Consider the following 20274-nt stretch of genomic DNA (forward strand, 5'->3'; position numbering starts at 1 on the left):
ATACTCATGCATGACACTTATGGTAAAGAAGAAACAGCCAAAGCATTGCCGCAAATTATAGAATATCTGAAGAAACAGGGATATGAATTTAAGGTTATGAAGTAGAATATATATGAGAAAGGACGGGGGCACATCGCCACCGTCCTTTGTGCTATCTAAAGTATAGTCCGCATCATTTAGATGCGTTCTGCTTCACCCATCGCCTGAATGAAGGCGCCAATCCCTTTGGGGTCATTAGTTATAATTGGTTCGCTAATATAATAAGCGAAGGTACCATCCCGGCGATCTTTACCCCCCAGACCGCTTACTTGCACTGTTTTGTTCAGATTCACCAGTCCTTCTTCAGTAATCGTGATAAATTCATCAATAATGCCTTTACGGATGATTTCTGCTTCTTGGCGATAATGCTCAGGCAGATAACCTTTGCGAACACCTTTAGCCATAGCGTACAGAATCATGCAGGAAGCAGATGCTTCCAGATAGTTGCCTTTCACATGGCCTAGGTTGAGCACCTGATAAAAGACGCCGCTTTCTTTATCACGCACCTTCAGCAAGGCCTCCAGTGTTTCGTTCAGCATATCGATCAAGACGGGACGATCTGCATGATCTTCCGGGATGTAGTCCAGCACGTCGACGAGTGCCATGACAAACCAGCCCATGGAGCGGCCCCAGAAATTTTTGGAACAGCCTGTTTCCGGGTTGCACCAATGCTGTTCCCGCTTCTCATCCCAAGCATGATAGAGCAGACCCGTTTCAGGATCACGTGTATGCTTGTAGCATAGCTTGAATTGCAGGGTCACATCGTCAAATTCTGACGGGTCTCCGAATTCGCGGATAAATTCAGCATAAAACGGGGCACCCATGTACAAGCCGTCAAGCCAAATTTGATACGGATAAATTTGTTTATGCCAGAATGCGCCCTCGCTGGTGCGAGGATGCTTTTCCAGCTGACTGCGTAATTGGAAGGCTGCCTTTTTATAACGTTCATCTCCTGTGGCACGATACAGAGAGAAGAGCAGCTTGCCGTTATTCACGTGATCAATATTGTATTCATCTACTTTATAACGCTGAATCACGCCATTTTCATCAACAAAGTGATCCATATGTTTTTTAATATATTCCATATATTTGGGATCACCTGTCAGTTCGCCAACCCACTCCAGACCTCTGTAAATCACACCATGGTCATATTCCCATTTTTCAAAAAATTCAGGACTACGCTTAAGTACGGACTCGCTCATACGTACAGCCCAGGAACCTGTTTTTGTAGGATTGGTTGTTGGTTGCGATGTTGAATTTGCCATGATACAGTCACCTCTTCAGTAAAGTTTAATCTGTAATTGTTATTGCTGTTTACATAGATGGAGTATGTGTCTTGGGATCAACGGGTTTGTTCTTGAAGCCCACGTTATTGTTGCCCCAGCACCGGTCGTAGCTGAAACCTGTCAGCTGTTCGAACACTTTGCGAGCTTCCGGCTTCGCTGATTTCATGGAGCCACCATTTTTGAGGCGGTCAATCTCCGTGATTAGCTTCTTGTGGCTGTCAATATCCAGCTTCATCACCACAGAAGCCATCATACCGATGATCGCGAGGGCGATCGTACCCACCACGAGTACATAAAAGATAGCGTGCTGAGCAGAGACGGGCTGACTTTCAGCTCCGGATACAAAGCCAAAGTGCTGCAACACCCAGCCGAGAATAAAGACGACTACGGCCCGCACCATTTTTCCGGCAAAAGTCATCATCCCCGCATAAATACCTTCCCGGCGACGACCAGTCAATGCTTCGTCCACATCGGCAAGGAACGTGTATTGGTTCCAAGGGATGTAGTAGACGCCACCTGTACCAAGCCCCATGAACAGGGTGATGACATATAGCCATATCATTGTATTAGAGGCTCCTGTGAGATAGAGCAGGCCATAACCGGCTACGCTAAAGCAAACGACGACAAGTGCGGCGATGAAAGGCATACGAAACCCTTTACGCACACAGAATTGGATAAAGAAATAGGTAGAGATCAATTGAATGACAGAGTTAAAGCTGTTCAGATTGGATACCATTTCAGAGCTTTGGAACAAGGAGAACACAATAAAGTACGTAAAAGCTGAAGTAAATAGCCACTCTGCCGAAAAGCCGCCCAGGTACATCCCGAGATGATGACGAAATGTCTTGACCCGGAAAGTAGAGGAAATGTCGACAAACAACTTTTTCATGGAATCTATAAAGGAAAGCGGAGCTTCACCTTCCAGTTCCTTTTGCAGTTCCTCGCTTGGTCGTTCCCAGGAGTTTTTGTACAAGAATGCCATGGCAATCAGTAGGATTGCTGCAAAAACGAGACCCGTATACAAGAACGGCAATGGAGAGTCTTTGCCGTAAGCAGCAATAAAGCGACCAGGGATAAAAGCAGCGGCAAAATTGGCAATTTTACCGAACATGGCCTTCCATCCAGTCAATCTGGAGCGTGCGCCGAAGTCTCGGGTCATCTCGGACGCTAGTGCTTCATACGGCACCATGACAGAGGTGTACACCAGTTCAAACAGCACGTACGTACTCAGGTAATACCAGAAGCCCAGCCCATCTATCCAAAGCATCGGATACACGAGCATCAGCGGGATTCCCAACATGATGAAAAAACGGCGTCTGCCGAATTTACGGCCTAAGCGGGTTCGGTGAAAGTTATCGCTGATAAAGCCCATGATCGGATTGCTGACCGCATCTATGATGCTGGCAACAGAGAAGATGGCTGCGGCCTGAACAGGAGACAGTCCGCAGAAGGTTGTATAAAAGTACATTAACCATGCACCACTAATAGCAAGTGCACCACTTCCCAGCATGTTACCGCTTCCATAGGCAAGTGTATGTTTCAGTGTGATTTTTCGTTCCATGATCCGTTCACCTCATAATTTGTATGGTTATGAGGACAATCACCGGTCGCTATATTATGCAGAATGGTCTAGGTTGGTAGATGGGCCAGGCGTCCTGATGAGTTGGAGCTATTACCGCGCCCCTATATTTCCGCTCGGAGTACCCGAACCAATCAGATCGCTTCCTTTGGCCAGCTTAAGGAAATCACCAAGCTGGATGGAACCGTCTGTATTTCGAGTAATGGAAGGTACGAGACTCACAAAGTCATCTGCACTGGCTGCGAGGCCTTTGGCATTCGTCGATTTTTTGTTTTTCCACCAGACGTTGGAGTTATCCTGATCTGTACCACTTGTTTTGTCACTTGCTGTTCCCTCGAAAGAGAGATTGTTAATGAACACGTGTTCACCCTTGTCAAAGGCGAAATTGCTTTGTCCATTGTCCCACGACGTATTATTGGTCAACGTAATTGTGCCAGGGTTGCTGTTGTAGGTGAATCCATGCTTTTTGTTTTGGAAAGCAATACTGTTTTTGACAATGTGGTTGACTTTGATCTTGTCTCCACCCAGCTTAAAGCCGTTGCCGTCACTGTTCGCAGTAGACGTTCCGTCAGAGGTTTGCCCGTTGTGATGGGCCACACTGTTCAAAATGGTTACGTCACCGATAGGTCCTGTTTCCGTTTTGCTGTACAGATCCCAGCCATCGTCTACGTTGTACGCTGCCAAGCAGTTATCGAACACGTTGCCTGGTCCTACAGTCAGTTTGGCTGCAAAGCCATCGGCATCCTCGCCATTATCAGGATCGGCGTTGTCGTGAGAGTAGGAATTCAAAATCAAATTGTTTGAAGGCCACTCATTGTTGGAGGCGTTAGGGGAGTAACGTCCAAGCTGGAGCCCGGTATCCCGATTGTGGTGAGTCTCGACGTTTTCAATCCGGTTATTGCTGCCGCCGATATAGATACCGTTATCTCCGGCACCTTTAACCTCAAGACCTTTGACAAGCCAGAAGTCTCCGTTAAGCTGAAGTCCCCGATTGGCTGAACCAAAGGCCTGAGCAGAGAAATCAAGTACGGGCTTTTCACTGCCGTAAGCGACTAACCCTTTGAGTGAGCCGTTACTGCCGTTATTTCCACGCTGAATTGTAATCGTTGAGGAGTAGGCGTAGTTACCACCACGCAGATAGATCGTTTTACCAGGGGCAATTTGTGTCAGTGCTGCTTCGAGGGTGGTAGGACTAGAAATGGTGCCTGGATTGGACACGTTACCATTTGGAGCCACATACAAATCACCTGCCGCTAACGTGGTAGAAACAGCTGCTGGATTGGTTGCACTGGCTGCCTCCTCTGTAAGTGTGGAAGAGGGAAGGTTATTGGATGGGACATCTGCGTAAGCGGTTCCAAGAAGGCAAGAAGAAGCAAAAACAAAAGAAACACCGAGTCTTAAAGCGTTAAGTCCGTTTTTTGGACGATCATTCCGTTTAAACATGTAAATTCCTCCTTATTTGAGTTCATATTTTAAAAGAAGATAGCACATATAAAAGCGGCTCATGCTGTCATTCCATTAAAAGGCAGGACACCTCCCGAGGGAACAGATTGATCTATCATAAGTCCAAAACGCTCTAAGAAGTATATGCACAGTGTAATATATGTTAACGTTTGCATCAACAGTTTTTTATTGCTTTTTTGCTAATGTGAAAAAAAGTTCACACTTTTGTTTCAACTAAAAATATGGTTTTGCTAGACTGGCAAAATTTGATTATACTTAAACATAATACATATAATAGAAATAAAACCATGAGAAAGGGTGGATTTAGTGCATGGAGAATGGGAAGCATTTGACGAATTCAGTTTCCGAAGCATTACACGAAAAGCAACCGCGAGTGAAACATGAGATGATAGATTGGCTCAAAGCAATTGTTGTAGCTATTGTGCTCGTGTTCATTATACGTTGGTTATTGTTTGCGCCATTTATTGTCGAGGGAGCATCTATGGAACCGAACTTCAAGACAGATGAACGGGTGGTCGTGAATAAGATGATTTACGATTTTCGTGATCCCAAGCCAAGTGAGGTTGTTGTATTCCATGTGAGGAAGGAACAAAAAGACTTTATTAAGCGTGTTATTGGAGTGGCTGGAGATACCATTCAGTATCAAGGTGACCATCTTTATGTGAACGGTAAGAAAGTAGAGGAGCCATACATTCAAAAAGCTATCCAAGATGCTCATGCCAAGGGAGAATTATATAATAATGTGAACTTTCCCAATGGGACCATTACCGAATCTAAGGTTCCTGAGGGGTATATCTTTGTGATGGGTGACCACCGCAATAATAGTAGGGATAGCCGTGCTATTGGTTTTGTTTCCATCAAGGATATTGTTGGACGTGCGGATGTGGTTTTTTGGCCGATCGATAACGCCCAATGGGTTAAGCATAAATAGTGCCAGAATGCGAGCATAGCATCACGAAGATAAGAGGACTTGCGTAAAGTTTACGCAAGTCCTCTTTGGGTCATCTGTAAGGGTGTAGTTGCCTCAGCCTTTGACGGCCCCGGCCACTACGCCTTTAACAATATATTTTTGCAGAAAGATAAATACGATAATGGAGGGCAGCACAGCCATTACCATCGCGGTCATGGCATATTGCCAGTCAGATGTATACTGCCCGACGAAGGTATAGGCGGCCAGGGTAAGCGTTTTGGTGCTAGGTGAACCGTTGACCATGAGCAGCGGAAGCAGGAAATCGTTCCATATCCACATCACGTCGATAATAACAATGGTGGCGGTGACCGATTTCAGCAACGGAAAGATGACGGAAAAGAAAAGCCGAAAGCCTGAGGCTCCGTCGATCTTGGCGCTTTCGTCAATCTCGACTGGAATGCCTTTCACGAAGCCGTGATAGATAAACACTGCCAGCGGGGCTCCGAAACCCCAGTACAGCAGGCCAAGTCCCCAAGTGCTGTCTGCCAAATTCAAGTCTTTTGCCAGTCGCAGGACGGTCAGCATAATAGACTGGAATGGAATCAGCATCGGCATGATGCACAGCATGTAAATGGCGGAGCTCCACTTGCTTTTCGTCCGTGCCAGCTTATAGGCAGCAATGGAGGATATCAGCACGATGCCTGCCAGCCCGAGCAAGGTAATGATCGTGTTATTCAGAAATAAGCGCGGATAGTCAATGAACTTCCATACGTATACATAGTTATCCAGCGAAAGCTGCTTGGGCAGTGCAATGACGTCGGTCATGACCTCAGCAAAGCTTTTGAACGAATTGTTAATGGCAAGAAACAGCGGGTACAAAAATAACAGTGATAATACAATCATGCCCGCTTCCAGCAAAATACGTCCCGTACGGCTGCGTTGCATCAGGCTTCAACCTCCCTGCGTTTGAAAATAGACAATTGAATAATCGTAATGACTAGCACTGCAACGAATAAAATCAGGGCTTTGGCTGTTCCGTAGCCATACAGATTGTTCTGGAACGTATCTCGGTAAATATCATACGCAATACTGTATGTCGTGCCTCCCGGCCCACCGCCAGTCAGAGATAAAATAACATCGAACACTTTGATCGAGTTGGTCAGTGCCATGAAGACCGAGATCGTAATCGAAGGTGCGAGCATCGGTAAAATAATACTGAAAAATCTCCGAATCGGCCCTGCTCCGTCCACGATGGCAGCCTCTTTTAGATCCTCAGGCACCGACTGCAAGCCTGCGATATAAATGACCATGTAAAAGCCAATAGATTGCCAAATGGATACCGCCAGAATGGAAATAAACGCAAGCCCTTCCTCGCCTAGCCAACTGAGCTGGAAGATACCCCAGCCTGTACTGTGTCCCAGTGACTCGAAGCCTTGCATAAAGATGAATTTCCATATAAAGCCGACAATGACGAGGCTGAGGATATAAGGAATAAAGAAAGCCGCGCGTAGCCAAGCCGAGCTTTTGAGCTTCATGTCGAGGACGAGCGCCAGCAAAATAGCCAGCACATTTACCAATACAATGTATAGAATGGCATATTTAACCGTAAACCAGGCTGCATGTGCAAAGTTAGCATCTCCGAGTAAGATTTGCTTGAAGTTATCCAGACCTACGAATTTTGGATGTTTGGATATGCCGTTCCACTTGGTCAGGGAATAGCGTATCGTCATCAAAAACGGAATATAAAATGCAATTGTAATGCACAAGATTACGGGCAGTGTGAATAAACCAAATTCCAGCTTACTGCCCTTGTCGCCTCGTGTTCCCCTTTTTCTCAGCATAACGCACCTCTTTTTCTCAGCATTTTCCGGTCTTTCGCTTCGGGCTGTTTAAGATATAATGAAAGTATAGGATAGCTCCTAGGGCCGGACCAATGGATTTAAGAAAACAGTTGAGGGTAAAAATGTGTACGCTTTCAAAAGGGGCGATTATCATGATGTCAGGGCATGTAGGAACATTTCTTCAATCCATGTGGAGGCGGATGACACAAAAATTAGTGAACAAGCTCATTCTGCTGTTTACCTCGGTGATTATCCTGGTGGTGGGCTCACTCACGATTATTTCCTATCAGATGATTGAAAAGGAGTCGGTTAATCATAGCATCGCCAGCACAACAAATAATCTGCTGCTGGTCAATCAGAATTTGGAGGATTACCTGGAGGGGATGCAGCAGCTGGCTCTTCCGCAGCTTCGCTATAACGATATCATGAACGCGATTGCCAATGAGAATCAGGATTATGCTGCACGAATGGTCATTGAGAATTACCTGCGCAACATGTTCTATTCCCGCAATGACCTGGAAGCGATCTATTTGTATGTGGCGGACCGGCATCAATACTACGTGGTGACTAGGGAAACGTACAATATTACAGTACGCAAAGGAATAAACACGGATATTCCCAAGCTTCCCTGGTATAAAGAGGCGATGGCCAGCACTGCAAACGAAGCTTTTCAATCCTTTGTGGAATCCCGCTCTGATATGGGCTATGTGGCGCCGCAAGCCAGTTTTATGGCTTACCATCGAGTGCTGAGATCAATTGCATCCCGTCACCCGCAGGCAGTGTTGTCCTTCTATTACAATACAAGCGCTATTGATGAAATCATGCAGAATGTCCCACTGGGTGAGGGGGACCAACTGATGCTGCTCAGCTCTAAACGGGTTCCCTTTTATGTGAATAGCCTTCCGTTGTATGAACGAATGCGTGATTCTGGAGTATTGGCTCAGATTGGAGAGGAAGGAAACGGGCGAGTAACGTGGTCAGATCGCAGTGGCAATCAGGAGTATTTAGTCATTTATGATGCTGGTGAAAAGAACGGATGGCAGCTCATCAAGCCCATTCCGTACCGCCAAATTTATGAAGCAGCTACGACCACGCGGAATTGGAGCTATGTCATCGGAGCTTTATTTTTAGGTGTGTCTATTATTTTAGTGACATTGACCTCGAACGCCATTACCCGACCTTTACATAAGCTATCTACCCAGATGAAACGGTTTAGTACCGGGGATTTTGGGGCAAGGGCTCCTGTGAAAGGGAATGACGAGATTGCATATTTGTCGCTGCATTTTAACGAAATGGTCCAAAGAACCGAAGAACTTATTAATGAGCGCTACCGCATGAAGCTGGTCGAAAAGAATGCCATACTCAAGGCGCTGGAGGCTGAAATTAATCCCCATTTTCTGTACAATGCCTTACAAGCCATATCCACACAGGCACTAAAGCGGAAGATGTTCGACATGGCGGATATGGTAGATGCATTGGCCCAAACTCTGCGGTATTCCATCAATGGCAAGGATATCGTAGCTGCCCGCGAGGAGCTCAAGCATATTGAACGGTATATAGGTCTGCAAAAGGCAAGATTTGGGGCGAGACTTCAGGTCGAGGTGGTATGGGAGGATACACTGATGGAGCTGCCGATTCCGAGACTATCCGTGCAAACATTGGTAGAGAACTCTATTAAACATGCGCTGGAAAAAGTATCAAGTGGCATTCTGATTGTCATTTCGGCCGAATCGGGTACTACAGACGCTACAATTGCAGTCAGGGACAACGGACCTGGGATTTCAGAGGACAAGCTGAAAATGGTGCTCGATTCGTTCCATGAAAAATGGGAGGAGCGGGAGAGCGAGCATATTGGCTTGAAAAATCTGAACACACGGTTGAAGCTTTTGTATGGAGAACAGGCGGGATTATTCATACTCACGGATGAAACGGGAACGGAAATGAGAATGCAAATTCCCCGGGGAGGAGTCAGCCATGTATAACGTATTAATTATTGATGATGAAGAACCGCTACGTGAAGCCATTCGTATTGTTGGAGACTGGGATCATCTGGGTGTCGAACATATTTATGAGGCGACGAATGGAAGGTTGGGAATGGAGCTGCTGGGTCAGCACCCTATCGATATCGTGATGGTCGATATGAAAATGCCGGAGATGAACGGCATTGAATTTCTTCGTGTGATCGAAAAGGCACATCCTCATCTGCTGACCATTGTCATTAGTGGCTACAACGACTTTGAATTTACGCGACAAGCGATTCAATCACGGGTGGTAGATTACCTGCTCAAACCTATCAACCGCCAAGATCTGAATCTGGCACTGCGCAAGGCGGTGGACATTCTGGAAAGCCGCAAGCAAAGCAAGGACGAGTTCATTAGCCAGAGCATTACGCTGAATATGTCACTGCCTAAGCTGAAAGAGAAGCTGTATGTATCCATTTTGGATGGCAGTTTTAAAAGGCAGGCCAATACCGCGTTACTCCCTTTAATTGGAGCGGATCGGCCGGAAAACCGCTTTGGAGTCATCGTGCTGAAGCTGCTGAACAGGAATGAGGTCCGCAGGACACGTTTTCATGGCGATGTTGAACTGATGGATTTTGCTATAACTAATGTATTAGCGCAGACATCAGATGAACGATTGCGTTGTTTTAGCTTCCCCCATCCGCGACGGGAGCGCGAGATCGTTTCGGTCTGTACCCTGGCGCCAGGACAAGAAGAACATATGCCTCTCCTATTGGCACAAGTGGCCCAGAAGGCAGTTGCGAACCTGCGCGGGCTGTTCAGTATGGTGGTAGCGGCCGGAGTGGGCAAGCTCTGTACAGACGTAGTGGAGCTGGCTTCTGCTTATAGGGATGCCAAGATGCTCATTCACAGCACGGATGTATTGAAGCTGGAGGGGGAATCTATACTCCATACGGTGCCTCGGCAAATGGGTTCATCAGAGGAAATGACATGGACGGATCGGCTGTTGTCGATTCAAAAGGACGCTCAGACCGGTCAGGCCAACCGGGCAAAAGTGCTGCTGAGCGATCTGTTGAAACAATTGGCATCAGGCCCTGCTTTCCGTTTACAGGATGCGGATCGATTGATGCGAGAGTTTCATTTTTTACTAAGAGAAGCAGCAATTGAGCTGAGTACGCCTGTGTCCGCGTCTAATCAGGAGGGAACCTTTGGGGAACTGGGGCGCGTGGTTGAAGGCGATTTGTCTGCTGATTTTACGAGCTTTGCCGACTACAGTCAGAGATTACATCGGATGCTGGAGCTTTACATTGCTGGGGTCCAACATGTTCAAGCGGGAAACCAGCCCTTTGATATTACAGAGATCAAAAGGTACATTGACCGCTACTATTTTGAAGATATCAAAATCTCGTTTTTTGCTGAAACCTACTTTTTGAGCCGGGAATATCTGATGAAGTTGTTCAAGCAGCAATTTGGTTACGGCATTCACGAATATGTACAGAAGGTCAGAATGGACAAGGCGAAGGAGCTATTGGGTGATTCCAGCCTGAAAATTCAGGAAATCTCCGATATGCTCGGGTACAAGGATAAAAACTATTTCAGCAAGGCTTTTCGCAATTATTATCAGGTCTCACCGTCGGAGTATCGCGTGAGCTTGCAATAAACCACTTTTTTACCCTTAACGCTTCACTAATCTGCCTTTTTAAATGAGGCTATATTTTTTAGAATGAGCGCATGGACGTTGATCACAAACAGATGGGGGAGTATCCATGTTAAAGAAGATGATGGCGTTATCCGGCAGTTTGCTTTTGACGGTCGGTTTGTTGAGCGGATGCGGAAGCAGCGGCGGCACAGACGCGGCTAAAGAAAGCACTGGCGGCAAAGAAGATTTGAAAACGGTTACAATAAACATGTTTACAGCCTCACCGGAGTATACTGATGCTTTTAACGCGTATATTGAGGAGTATAAAAAGGTCAAGCCTAATGTGAAGATCAATCTGGAGATCATGCAGGCAGACTACAACACGATTCTTAAGTCAAAAATAGCTTCAGGCAGTACACCGGATGTGTTCCAGACCACGGCTGGAGGCGACATCGACACCTATGCTGATTATAGCGCGGATCTCACCAATGAACCGCTGGCAGCAGCCATGACGGATGCCGTCCGGGCGAATATGACTTCCAGTGACGGCAAAGTGCTGGGATTGCCAGTCAAGGGAAACCTGTTTGCGTTAATTTACAACAAAGATTTGCTCACCAAGGCTGGAATAACCTCCCCGCCGAAGACAGTTGCGGAGATGCAGGATGCCATTACCAAGCTAGAGGCGAAGGGCATTACTCCATTTGCTAATGCCTATAAAGAGTGGTGGGTATGGAAGCACATTTTCCAACACTATGTTGATGCTGCAGCGCAGGATGCCGGGGTAGAGCCGAAGCAGCTTGTTGATGATTTTATTGCAGGTAAAGCGAAAATCAAGAACTACCCATTGCTGTACAACAACTTCTTTAGTTTCATTGATCTGACGGTGAAACATGGTACAGATAAGCCGCTGGAACGGGATAGCAATGCAGAAGTGAGTGATTTCGCCTCTGGTAAAGCTGCATTTATGACCGGCAAAGGTGCATGGGATGAGGAAGCGATCAAGAAAATTAATCCGGATCTCAAGATTGGCATTATGGGATATCCGGTAAGTGACAAAGCGGATCAATCGGTCATCATTACGGGTGCCGATCAGGCACTGCGTATCAACAAGGATTCCGAAGTATCCAAGGAAACGATTGAATTCTTCAACTGGCTGTACACTTCAGAATACGGTAAGAACTGGTTCTCCCAAGTAGCGAAGGTAATTCCTCCAATTAAGGATGCGCCGCTTCCTGATCTGGAAATGCCTAAGGAAATGGAAAGTATTTTGAAAACATCCAAATCCGGTGATTTGTCTGTGAACTACTCGCTGGACACATTCCACCAAAAATTTGGTGAACTGATGCAGGCTTATATCAGTGGTAACATGAACAAGGATCAGGCGGTTGCAGAGATTGAGAAGGCATGGACGCAGTTAGGTTCGGCACAATAAGATTGATTTTCACAGAGGCGCCCTTACGGGCGTCTTTTTGTGTTATTGCTAAGAGCCGTCAAAAATGCAGACAAAAAAATATTTAATAATATTTAAATATTTACTTGCAAAAAGTTATTGAGTTGTGGATAATAGATTGTGTGCAATATAACTAACAACATTACGTATACATAATGACTGCACGGTACAAATACGAGGGATACTCCGGTTGGGGAATCTCTTTGTTTCGTTTGGACTGTGCCGATTGTGCTTATAATAGACCGTGTAATTTGGAGTGTATTTCTAGTTATGTGTTAGAGATGAAAAAGGAGATGAGCGTTTTGAAAACTTCGTTGTTTACACCGTATGCAATCAAAGACTTGGAGTTAAAAAATCGTGTGGTCATGGCCCCCATGTGCCAATACTCGGTGACGGCCAAGGATGGAATTCCGAATGATTGGCATCATGTTCACTACCTGAGCAGAGCTATCGGAGGCACGGGTCTGATTATTATAGAAATGACGGACGTAGAACCGGACGGACGGATTACAGATTATGACTTGGGACTGTGGTCAGACGAGCATGTCCCAGCTTATAAGAAGCTGGTTGACGGTATTCATGCGCACGGAGCCAAGGTAGGCATTCAGATTGCTCATGCAGGCCGTAAAGCTGAGGATGCAGCAGAGCCGGTGGCTCCTTCGGCCATCGCCTACCCGGATGCAAATTATAAGCAGCCACGCGCACTGACCACGGAGGAAGTGCATGGCATGGTGCAAAAATTTGCAGACGCCGCCCGGCGGGCGGTTCAAGCAGGCGTGGATACGATTGAGCTTCACGGTGCACATGGTTATCTAATTCACCAATTCCATTCTCCAGTTACGAACAAGCGGGATGACGAGTATGGTAAGGATTTATCCCGTTTCGGCGTTGAGGTTATTCAGGCTGTACGCAAGGAAATGCCTGCGGGTATGCCGTTAATCTTCCGCATCAGCGCGGTGGAATATGTAGATGGTGGATACGATGTGGATCATGCCATAGAGCTGAGCCGCGCATATCAGGCGGCAGGCGTAGACGTGATCCATGTCAGCTCGGGCGGAGAAGGCCCGGCTGGAGCCAGAAAGCCGGGCAACTATCCGGGCTACCAAGTGCCGTTTGCTCGCCAAATCCGCGAGGCGCTGAACATCCCAGTAATCGCCGTTGGCGTACTGGATGACCCAGCCTTGGCGCAGTCTGTAATCGGCAATGAGGATGCCGATCTGGTCGCTGTGGGACGCGGACTGCTGCGCGATCCGTATTGGGCGATCCATGCAGCGGTAGCGCTGCGCGGCGAAAAGCCCTCTGTACCTGAACAATATCAACGTGGCTACTGAGGCCTAAGTAATCCCACGTTGTTTATATATAAACAGGCACCTGTAACGAAGTGTACGCTTCGTCGGGTGCCTGTTTTGTTTTTAGCAGGATAATGATTGATAAATGAATAAATGTGATCGTTCTTACATTTTGTGGATGATGTAATTTGTATAATAATTGTATTTGGCGTGTATAGGGGGATAAAAGAAATGGAGTTTGTTATCGAAACGAAAAAGCTTCGCAAACAGTTTGGGATGTCGATAGCTGTAGACGATATTTCCTTACATGTAGAACGCGGCAGTATCTACGGTTTTCTAGGCGAAAATGGGGCTGGCAAGACGACAACCATCCGCATGCTGATGAGGCTGATTGAGCCTACAAGTGGGGAGGTTTTTTTATTTGGCGAGCGATTGGAGAAAAACTATCCATCTATCTTTTCTAAGATTGGCACGATCATAGAAACACCGGGTTTATATGAAAACCTGAGTGCTCGCGATAATCTGAGAATCTGCTGTACGTACATGGGGGTGCAGGATGATGGGAGAATTGAACGAACCCTAGCTACGGTGGGATTAGAGCACACCGGAAAAAAGAAGTTCAAAGATTTTTCTCTGGGAATGAAGCAACGATTAGGGATTGCAAGAGCGCTTGTTCATGACCCTGAGTTGCTTATATTGGATGAGCCGACGAACGGACTGGACCCATCTGGAATTAAGGAAATTCGTCAGCTATTGAAGCGATTGTGCGAGGAAGAAGGGAAAACCATTCTTATTTCCAGTCACATTTTGAGCGAAATCCAGCAGTTAGCTACACACATCGGGATTATACATAATGGAAAACTGTTAGCGGAAGATCGACTGAGTCAGTTAGAGGAAGGCTTTGAGCAATATACAGATCTAAAGGTAGACGATGCAGATGCAGCACAAACATTTCTACAAAAACATATAGAGCAGCTACAATCTCAGGTGTTATCCTCACAACAACTAAGAATTCATAGTCCGATTGAAAATACAGCCACCTTAAATAGACAGTTAATAGATCATCAGTTTTCAGTCTATGAGATACATACCACAAAGCAGACGCTAGAAGAGTACTTTCTGACTCTCATTTCAGGAGAGGGTGGGCGACGTGATTAGAGCAGAACTTATTAAGCTTAAAGGCTCTAAAGCCTTCTTGTTAAGCTATATTATATTGCTGGCTGTTGTACTGCTGGAATTCGCTTTGAGTGCTATTTTTCATAGGTATTCAATTGATAGACTGGGTTGGGTCTACTATTTTACAAATATTATTTTCTTAGTCAATATTGCAGCCGGATTTATTAGCTACTACATATTAACCGGTCATATTTTTGCAAGAGAGTATCAGGAAAACACACATCTATTTATGTTTACTACGCCTGTTACTAGAGTTAAATTCTATTTCAGTAAATTGGCCGTTGTGTATGCATTTATTATTATATCCTTGTTTTTCGTTCTGTTTTTATCTGTATTATTAGGTATGCTCATTACAGATCGACCTTTAACGATGACTATCTGGGTATACCAGATTCAAGTATTTTCCAAAATGTGTGTGATGCATGCAATGTTGATTCCGATCGCCTCTTTTTTTGCTATACGTTGGAAAAGCATCATGGTAGTTGTGCTCTTAGTTTGTACTGCTATATTTTTGAGTTTTTTGTGCAAAAGTGAATGGTACCCGTGGATTGTGCCCTATCTCTTATCTCCCAATGAAGGAAGTGCGATCAGACACGTCAATACTCCTATAGCGTGGTTGAGTTTATCCATAACCTTTCTTCTTGGATTGTTTTTATCCATATGGACATATCAGAGAAGAGCCTAAATGAAGATTTTTTGAAAGGAGGGGTACCATGCTTGCCCTGTTCAAAGCAGAATGCTTGAAGCTAAAAGGAACCAAAATTCTTTTTCTAAGTGTGTTTATCTTAATTGTAACCGTATTTTTGACTTTTAGTACTTTCGCTGTAAGTCCCAAGCTTTCCTTGGAGCGTAACGGATGGAATGATTACTTTATGGATTTGGTGTTTTCCATAAATTTTATAACGGGGTATATGAGCTACTACATTTTGACTTGTTATATCTATGCGAGAGAATATCAAGAGAAGACCCATATTGCTCTGTTTTCAAATCCTGTTCGACGGAGTCGCCTCTACTTCAGCAAGCTGCTTGTTATTTATATGTACATCGCTGTTAGCCTTTTGTTGGCATTTGGGCTATCTGCGCTATTGGGTATGTTAATTACGGACAGACCGCTAACCTTTGAAATCGTTATATATCAGCTTGGAATCTTCACTAAAATGATTATTATGCACGCTATGCTCATCCCGATCATTACGTTCTTCGCTATACGATGGAAAAAATTTGTGCCCGCCATTATGGGGATGTGTACCGTTATGTGTTTAAATTTTGTTTTGGTTAATACACCTGGAAATACCTTTTATCCATGGACCGTGCCGTTATTGTTTTCTCCGCATGGCACACTGGGCAGAACATTTACGAATGTTCCTGGAGGAATCATCAGTATTTGTTTCATTTTTGTACTAGGGCTTTTATTGGCGTTAAGAAGCTATACCCGTATAGAGACACAGTAGAATATGTAAGCAGCAAAGGACGATGAGTGTCCATATAAGATTGGCTGGATGGGGCTGTAAAATGTTGTCGCTTAAGGACGGATTTACGTGCTATAATTCCAGTAACAACAGAATGGCTTAGGTGGGCGGTCGGCTAAGTCTCCCGGAAGGGAGGTGATGCCTGTGGAGGTTAAGGATGCTCTGACATTAATGATGATGTTCGGCACGCTACTAGTAGCGTTGATCGGATTAATCGTTACCATTGTTATTGCGCTGAACCAAAACAAAAAGAAATAGACCGCCCTGCTCAAGGGGAAAACGGTCTATTTCTGTAGATCGCCTTTGAACAGCCGACCGCTCTTCAAAGCGGCTGTTGCCAAGAGTAGGGATGTTACCAGCATCCTTGCTCTTTTTTAGTATATCCTTCTATAACTCATTTTAGCACATCTGAATAACCAATGTAATTGAATAACGCTGTTTACTTGGTGAAAATTTTAACTTCCTTTGGAGCAAGAGTCACAGTGATCGAACCGTTGTTAATCTGAACGGAGTCATTACTTAGCTGGTTGGTCAGGCGAGTTCCGTTGGACAGATTATCGAAGTTGCCAATCGTGCGGGTTTGGCTATTCCAGGAGTTGTTGATAAATACGATGGCCTCGTCACCGTTTTTAGAGCGCTGAAAACTGTAAAAGGAGTCGTCCACCCATTTTTCCTTTTGGCTGCCGTTTTGCAGAGCAGGGTGGTTATTGCGCACATTATTCAGCTTAGCAATGTACTGATACAAGTCATGGTTGGAGTTGAAAACCATATTCTCCCGATTGGCGGGATCATCTCCGCCATTAAAGCCTTGCTCAGTGCCTTGATAGATGATTGGAATTCCGCGTGATGTCAGAGTAAAGCCCAAAGCAGTTTTGAGCTGTGGCCATTTGTCATAGTTAGCACCCGGCTTGCCGGAGGCGTCATTCAGGAAACGTTTTACATCATGATTGTCGATAAATACACCGTTGGTCTGGGCATCGCGATAGTAACGATCATCGGAGTAGCGGTCCTTGATTTTTCTCATGGATTGATCGTGTCCGAACACGTCCTTGATTGTATAATACATCGGAAAATCTAGTGCTGCATCGAGATACCGGGTGTAATCCCCCACATAAGCAGGGTCGCCATGGAAAATTTCGCCCATGGTGAAGGTATTGGCGGCTTGGTCAAAATCCTTTAGAAAACCTTTTGGTACATGCTTGGCGGTATCCAACCGCAGTCCATCGATGCCTGTCTCATTAAGCAGCCATTTGATCCAGTTTTTAAGCTCGTTGGCGGTAGCAGGGTTTTCATGATTCAGGTCATCCAGTCCAGCTACATCACCGTTTTCGATTTTCCATTGGTTGTTGGAGTCGTAGTCCCCTCCTGTAATGTCACCATTGTGATGATACCAGTCTGCTTTGTCAAAAGGAGCTTTGGCAAAGCCGTTCCCTGGCTGGAAATCACCCGTATGATTCACGACTACGTCCAGCATCACAGCGATATTTTTGTCATGTGCCTTGCGAACCAGCTCTTGGAGCTTGTCCATGGTTCCGAGATGTCCGTCAACCGCATAAAAATCATACGTATGATAGCCGTGGTAAGCGTATTCACTTTTTTGCATCGTTACCGGTGTAATCCAGATTGCGGTAAATCCCATATTTTTAATGTAGTCGAGTTTGTTAATAATACCTTGAAAATCGCCACCATGCCACTTGCGTTGATCGTTGTTGTTGGAATTGAAGCCACCGTAGTTATCGTTGGATGTATCCCCGTTGCTGAAGCGGTCTGTCATGATAAAATAAATGCTTTGTTTGCTCCAGTCTGTGCCAAGGGGAGTGGGCTTGGAGAGGGTATCCAGATCTGCAGAGGTGAAGGCGCTCGAAAGCGCCTCCGTTTGATCAGTTACTTCAAGTCCGTTGACGTTAGGTGTATAGGTAGAAGTGCTTACATTTAAGGATACACCCGAAAGTTTTTCGGTTTGGATAGGTCCCGCCACTTCGTTGAGGTTGGTTGCGTAGGTGGAAGCCACTACGCTGATGGTACTTCCTGAGGGTGCCCCTGTTCGAATAGATCCTGCGGCTCCGTTCAAGCCGGGTGTGTAGGTAGAAGTTCCAGTGCTGAAAAGGTAATTTTTAGTGTTATTGCTGTCCCAGTTGTTATTGCCGTCATTAAAAGCAGCTTCCAATTGGGAAGCAGAACCGACGTCGACAGTAATTTTAGCATAGCCGCTAATCTCGGCGTCCTGCATCTTCACGCCAGGCACAGCAGTCCAGTTACCTCCAGTCGGACGGTAGTGAATGTAAGGTGAGTTGAAGCCTTTTTTGTAGTATACCGTTACTTTGTTAGTTGTACCGCCGCCATCCCCAGGATTCGCGCCCGATGGAGCGCCTGAAGTGATTGTTCCTGCGTTGCCGCTATTACCAGGCGTGTACGTAGAAGTGCCTGTGCTGAACAAGTAGTTTTTGGTGTTGTTGCTGTCCCAGTTGTTATTGCCGTCATTAAAGGCGGCTTCCAATTGGGAAGCAGAACCGATGTCGACGGTAATTTTAGCATAGCCGCTTATTTCGGCATCCTGCATTTTCACACCAGGTGCAGCAGTCCAGTTACCGCCAGCCGGACGATAGTGAATGTAAGGCGAGTTGAAGCCTTTTTTATAGTATATCGTTACTTTGTTGCCTGTACCGCCATTGTTGTCAGGCTTGGCTTTGCTGATGATATATTGTTTGAATCCACTCAACTCACCGGTTGGTGAGCCGTCATTGTTGACGAGATTGTTGATGCGCAATAACGTAAACCCGTGATAACCGAACTTCGTGATTTTCTCCTCGATTTTTTGGAAGCCGCTGCCGCCTGTCGGGAGTGCATTTTCACCATTCAGGCGAACACCCTTGGCATTCGCGATGGAGGAGACGGTATCAACCAGGGTGGACGGCAACGAATAATTCGGTGCTGTGCCACTGTCACTCATCTCTAGGCAAGTAAATGTCAAGTCTAGATCGGCATCCTTGAATTTCTGAATGAGACGGTTGTAATCATAATATCCACCCGCTTGTTCCGTGCTGTGCGGCATGGCAGGATTGTTCATTTGCCAGTGCAAACCGGAAACTTTGGCCCCGATCCGGACACCGAACACAGAATCGAAGTTTTTATGGGCAGCTGCCCCGATGACACCTAGATGCTTCTCAAGTACGCTTTGGTACCACGACAGAAAATCCTTTCCATACACGGAATTATATCCGCCATTCGTGTAAAATCCATCCCCGTCGGTCGGTGGATTGATTTGGCTAAGGCTAGTAAGCTTGGTGCCCCAAGCAGCATTAATCTTGTCCAATGATCCGTACTTGTCATTCATAGCTGTGCGGAATGCATTTTTGGCTGTTTCAGTATAAGCTTGGAACTTGCCTCGTCCCGGGTAGCTCCACCCTGCTGCTGGATAGTAGGACGGATAGCGCAGTTCCCCAGAAGGACCGCCGCTCAAATAAATTTTGGGAATGATACTTTTATACCCGGCAAAGTTTTCAGCGAATGAGGCATACAGTTCGTCATATTGTTTACCGGTTCCGCTCCACAATGGGGAAAGGGCTTCGCTATTGGAATAGCCGTTTTCGTCCTTGAACTGCATTTCATCTGCACTGCCCTTGCTCGACAGCCAGCTTGGCAGTGGGATGTTGCAGTCATCTCCCACATTTCCTCCACACTTATGCGTTGAGATGATAGGGACCCACTTCAGTCCCGCTTCTTTCACGGCATTTGCATAGGTCTTGTAGTAGCTCCAATCGAACTGGTTATCTCCTGCGCTTTCTACATAGCCCCACCAGACGTCGGTAGTGATGGCATACACGCCATTGTTTTTCAATGTTTGTAGCTGTTTTTTGAAGGAACCCCAGTCGTTAATTTTCGCCAGCGGTCCCATGACGGAAGCCTGAAAATCCTCTGCAACCGCAGCGCTCGCCGTATTAGAGGGTGAGCCAATGAAGGCGGTCAGAGACAGCACAAGGCTTAGTAGAAGCATACACCCTTTTTTCCATAGACTTCGATACAAGGTCAAACCGATCATCCTCCCCAAAGCATAGTCTAATTCGACAACATTTTGTAAACGTCTACAAAAATAGTATAAAGCAAGCGGTTGCACAAAATAGAAGAATTTATTGCACATTAAAGGTGGACAAATATGACATTTTGCGTTAGC

The 20274-nt window shown here is 45.8% G+C and carries 15 protein-coding genes and 1 pseudogene; 10 read left to right on the top strand and 6 right to left on the bottom strand.

Annotated features, from left to right (window positions below; all coding sequences use genetic code 11):
• Positions 1-105: pseudogene (locus AC5V8P_RS05540) on the top strand (polysaccharide deacetylase family protein); the annotation flags it as partial.
• 71 nt (positions 106-176) lie between these two features.
• Here AC5V8P_RS05540 and AC5V8P_RS05545 read toward each other — a convergent pair.
• From AC5V8P_RS05545 to AC5V8P_RS05555, 3 genes are all read right to left on the bottom strand, one after another.
• On the bottom strand, positions 177-1304 hold the full coding sequence (locus AC5V8P_RS05545; RefSeq protein ID WP_064797613.1) for a glycoside hydrolase family 88/105 protein: 1128 nt from the start codon (positions 1302-1304) through the stop codon (positions 177-179).
• A 49-nt stretch (positions 1305-1353) separates the two neighbouring features.
• Positions 1354-2886: an MFS transporter gene (locus tag AC5V8P_RS05550; RefSeq protein WP_063207344.1), complete on the bottom strand. Its 1533-nt coding sequence runs from the start codon at positions 2884-2886 to the stop codon at positions 1354-1356.
• 111 nt (positions 2887-2997) lie between these two features.
• On the bottom strand, positions 2998-4347 hold the full coding sequence (locus tag AC5V8P_RS05555) for a right-handed parallel beta-helix repeat-containing protein (RefSeq protein ID WP_064797614.1): 1350 nt from the start codon (positions 4345-4347) through the stop codon (positions 2998-3000).
• 331 nt (positions 4348-4678) lie between these two features.
• Here AC5V8P_RS05555 and lepB point away from each other — a divergent pair, with 331 nt between their 5' ends.
• Positions 4679-5299, top strand: coding sequence for a signal peptidase I (gene lepB, locus AC5V8P_RS05560; protein ID WP_064797615.1), 621 nt, complete (start codon positions 4679-4681; stop codon positions 5297-5299).
• A 93-nt stretch (positions 5300-5392) separates the two neighbouring features.
• On the opposite strand, the gene AC5V8P_RS05565 is transcribed toward lepB, so the two are convergent.
• Together AC5V8P_RS05565 and AC5V8P_RS05570 are read right to left on the bottom strand one after the other, a co-directional pair.
• Positions 5393-6223: a carbohydrate ABC transporter permease gene (locus AC5V8P_RS05565; protein ID WP_063207335.1), complete on the bottom strand. Its 831-nt coding sequence runs from the start codon at positions 6221-6223 to the stop codon at positions 5393-5395.
• Positions 6223-7119, bottom strand: a complete 897-nt coding sequence (locus tag AC5V8P_RS05570) for a carbohydrate ABC transporter permease (RefSeq protein ID WP_081276861.1) — start codon at positions 7117-7119, stop codon at positions 6223-6225. The genes AC5V8P_RS05565 and AC5V8P_RS05570 overlap by 1 nt, the downstream gene beginning before the upstream one ends.
• A 122-nt stretch (positions 7120-7241) precedes the next feature.
• Between AC5V8P_RS05570 and AC5V8P_RS05575 the strand changes: the two genes are divergently transcribed.
• The 8 genes from AC5V8P_RS05575 (at position 7242) to AC5V8P_RS05610 (ending at position 16361) form a co-directional block, all read left to right on the top strand.
• Positions 7242-9101 (top strand): sensor histidine kinase, encoded by a 1860-nt coding sequence (locus AC5V8P_RS05575; protein WP_064797616.1) that lies wholly within the window; start codon positions 7242-7244, stop codon positions 9099-9101.
• A complete protein-coding gene (locus AC5V8P_RS05580) occupies positions 9094-10740 on the top strand; it encodes a response regulator transcription factor (protein ID WP_064797617.1) in 1647 nt (548 codons plus the stop codon). The genes AC5V8P_RS05575 and AC5V8P_RS05580 overlap by 8 nt, the downstream gene beginning before the upstream one ends.
• A gap of 106 nt (positions 10741-10846) precedes the next feature.
• Positions 10847-12151, top strand: coding sequence for an ABC transporter substrate-binding protein (locus tag AC5V8P_RS05585; RefSeq protein WP_064797618.1), 1305 nt, complete (start codon positions 10847-10849; stop codon positions 12149-12151).
• A 320-nt stretch (positions 12152-12471) separates the two neighbouring features.
• Positions 12472-13500 (top strand): NADH:flavin oxidoreductase/NADH oxidase, encoded by a 1029-nt coding sequence (locus AC5V8P_RS05590; RefSeq protein ID WP_196771889.1) that lies wholly within the window; start codon positions 12472-12474, stop codon positions 13498-13500.
• A gap of 189 nt (positions 13501-13689) precedes the next feature.
• Positions 13690-14616 (top strand): ABC transporter ATP-binding protein, encoded by a 927-nt coding sequence (locus tag AC5V8P_RS05595; RefSeq protein ID WP_064797619.1) that lies wholly within the window; start codon positions 13690-13692, stop codon positions 14614-14616.
• Complete coding sequence (locus tag AC5V8P_RS05600) at positions 14609-15319, top strand: ABC transporter permease (protein ID WP_064797620.1); 711 nt, start codon at positions 14609-14611, stop codon at positions 15317-15319. The genes AC5V8P_RS05595 and AC5V8P_RS05600 overlap by 8 nt, the downstream gene beginning before the upstream one ends.
• Before the next feature lie 28 nt (positions 15320-15347).
• The gene (locus tag AC5V8P_RS05605; RefSeq protein WP_064797621.1) at positions 15348-16085 is read left to right on the top strand and encodes an ABC transporter permease; all 738 of its coding nucleotides are present in this window, start codon (positions 15348-15350) and stop codon (positions 16083-16085) included.
• 162 nt (positions 16086-16247) lie between these two features.
• Complete coding sequence (locus tag AC5V8P_RS05610) at positions 16248-16361, top strand: putative holin-like toxin (protein ID WP_010347020.1); 114 nt, start codon at positions 16248-16250, stop codon at positions 16359-16361.
• A gap of 181 nt (positions 16362-16542) precedes the next feature.
• On the opposite strand, the gene AC5V8P_RS05615 is transcribed toward AC5V8P_RS05610, so the two are convergent.
• Positions 16543-20133: a family 14 glycosylhydrolase gene (locus AC5V8P_RS05615; RefSeq protein ID WP_064797622.1), complete on the bottom strand. Its 3591-nt coding sequence runs from the start codon at positions 20131-20133 to the stop codon at positions 16543-16545.
• Between the last annotated feature and the right edge of the window lie 141 nt (positions 20134-20274).

This window comes from Paenibacillus sp. N119s (genome assembly GCF_059447605.1).

Coding starts and splice junctions, on each gene's coding strand:
- AC5V8P_RS05575 (WP_064797616.1), top strand. CDS start 7,242: ATGTGTACGCTTTCAAAAGGGGCGATTATCATGATGTCAGGGCATGTA.
- AC5V8P_RS05555 (WP_064797614.1), bottom strand. CDS start 4,347: ATGTTTAAACGGAATGATCGTCCAAAAAACGGACTTAACGCTTTAAGA.
- AC5V8P_RS05580 (WP_064797617.1), top strand. CDS start 9,094: ATGTATAACGTATTAATTATTGATGATGAAGAACCGCTACGTGAAGCC.
- lepB (WP_064797615.1), top strand. CDS start 4,679: ATGGAGAATGGGAAGCATTTGACGAATTCAGTTTCCGAAGCATTACAC.
- AC5V8P_RS05605 (WP_064797621.1), top strand. CDS start 15,348: ATGCTTGCCCTGTTCAAAGCAGAATGCTTGAAGCTAAAAGGAACCAAA.
- AC5V8P_RS05585 (WP_064797618.1), top strand. CDS start 10,847: ATGTTAAAGAAGATGATGGCGTTATCCGGCAGTTTGCTTTTGACGGTC.
- AC5V8P_RS05595 (WP_064797619.1), top strand. CDS start 13,690: ATGGAGTTTGTTATCGAAACGAAAAAGCTTCGCAAACAGTTTGGGATG.
- AC5V8P_RS05565 (WP_063207335.1), bottom strand. CDS start 6,223: ATGCAACGCAGCCGTACGGGACGTATTTTGCTGGAAGCGGGCATGATT.
- AC5V8P_RS05545 (WP_064797613.1), bottom strand. CDS start 1,304: ATGGCAAATTCAACATCGCAACCAACAACCAATCCTACAAAAACAGGT.
- AC5V8P_RS05570 (WP_081276861.1), bottom strand. CDS start 7,119: ATGCTGAGAAAAAGGGGAACACGAGGCGACAAGGGCAGTAAGCTGGAA.
- AC5V8P_RS05550 (WP_063207344.1), bottom strand. CDS start 2,886: ATGGAACGAAAAATCACACTGAAACATACACTTGCCTATGGAAGCGGT.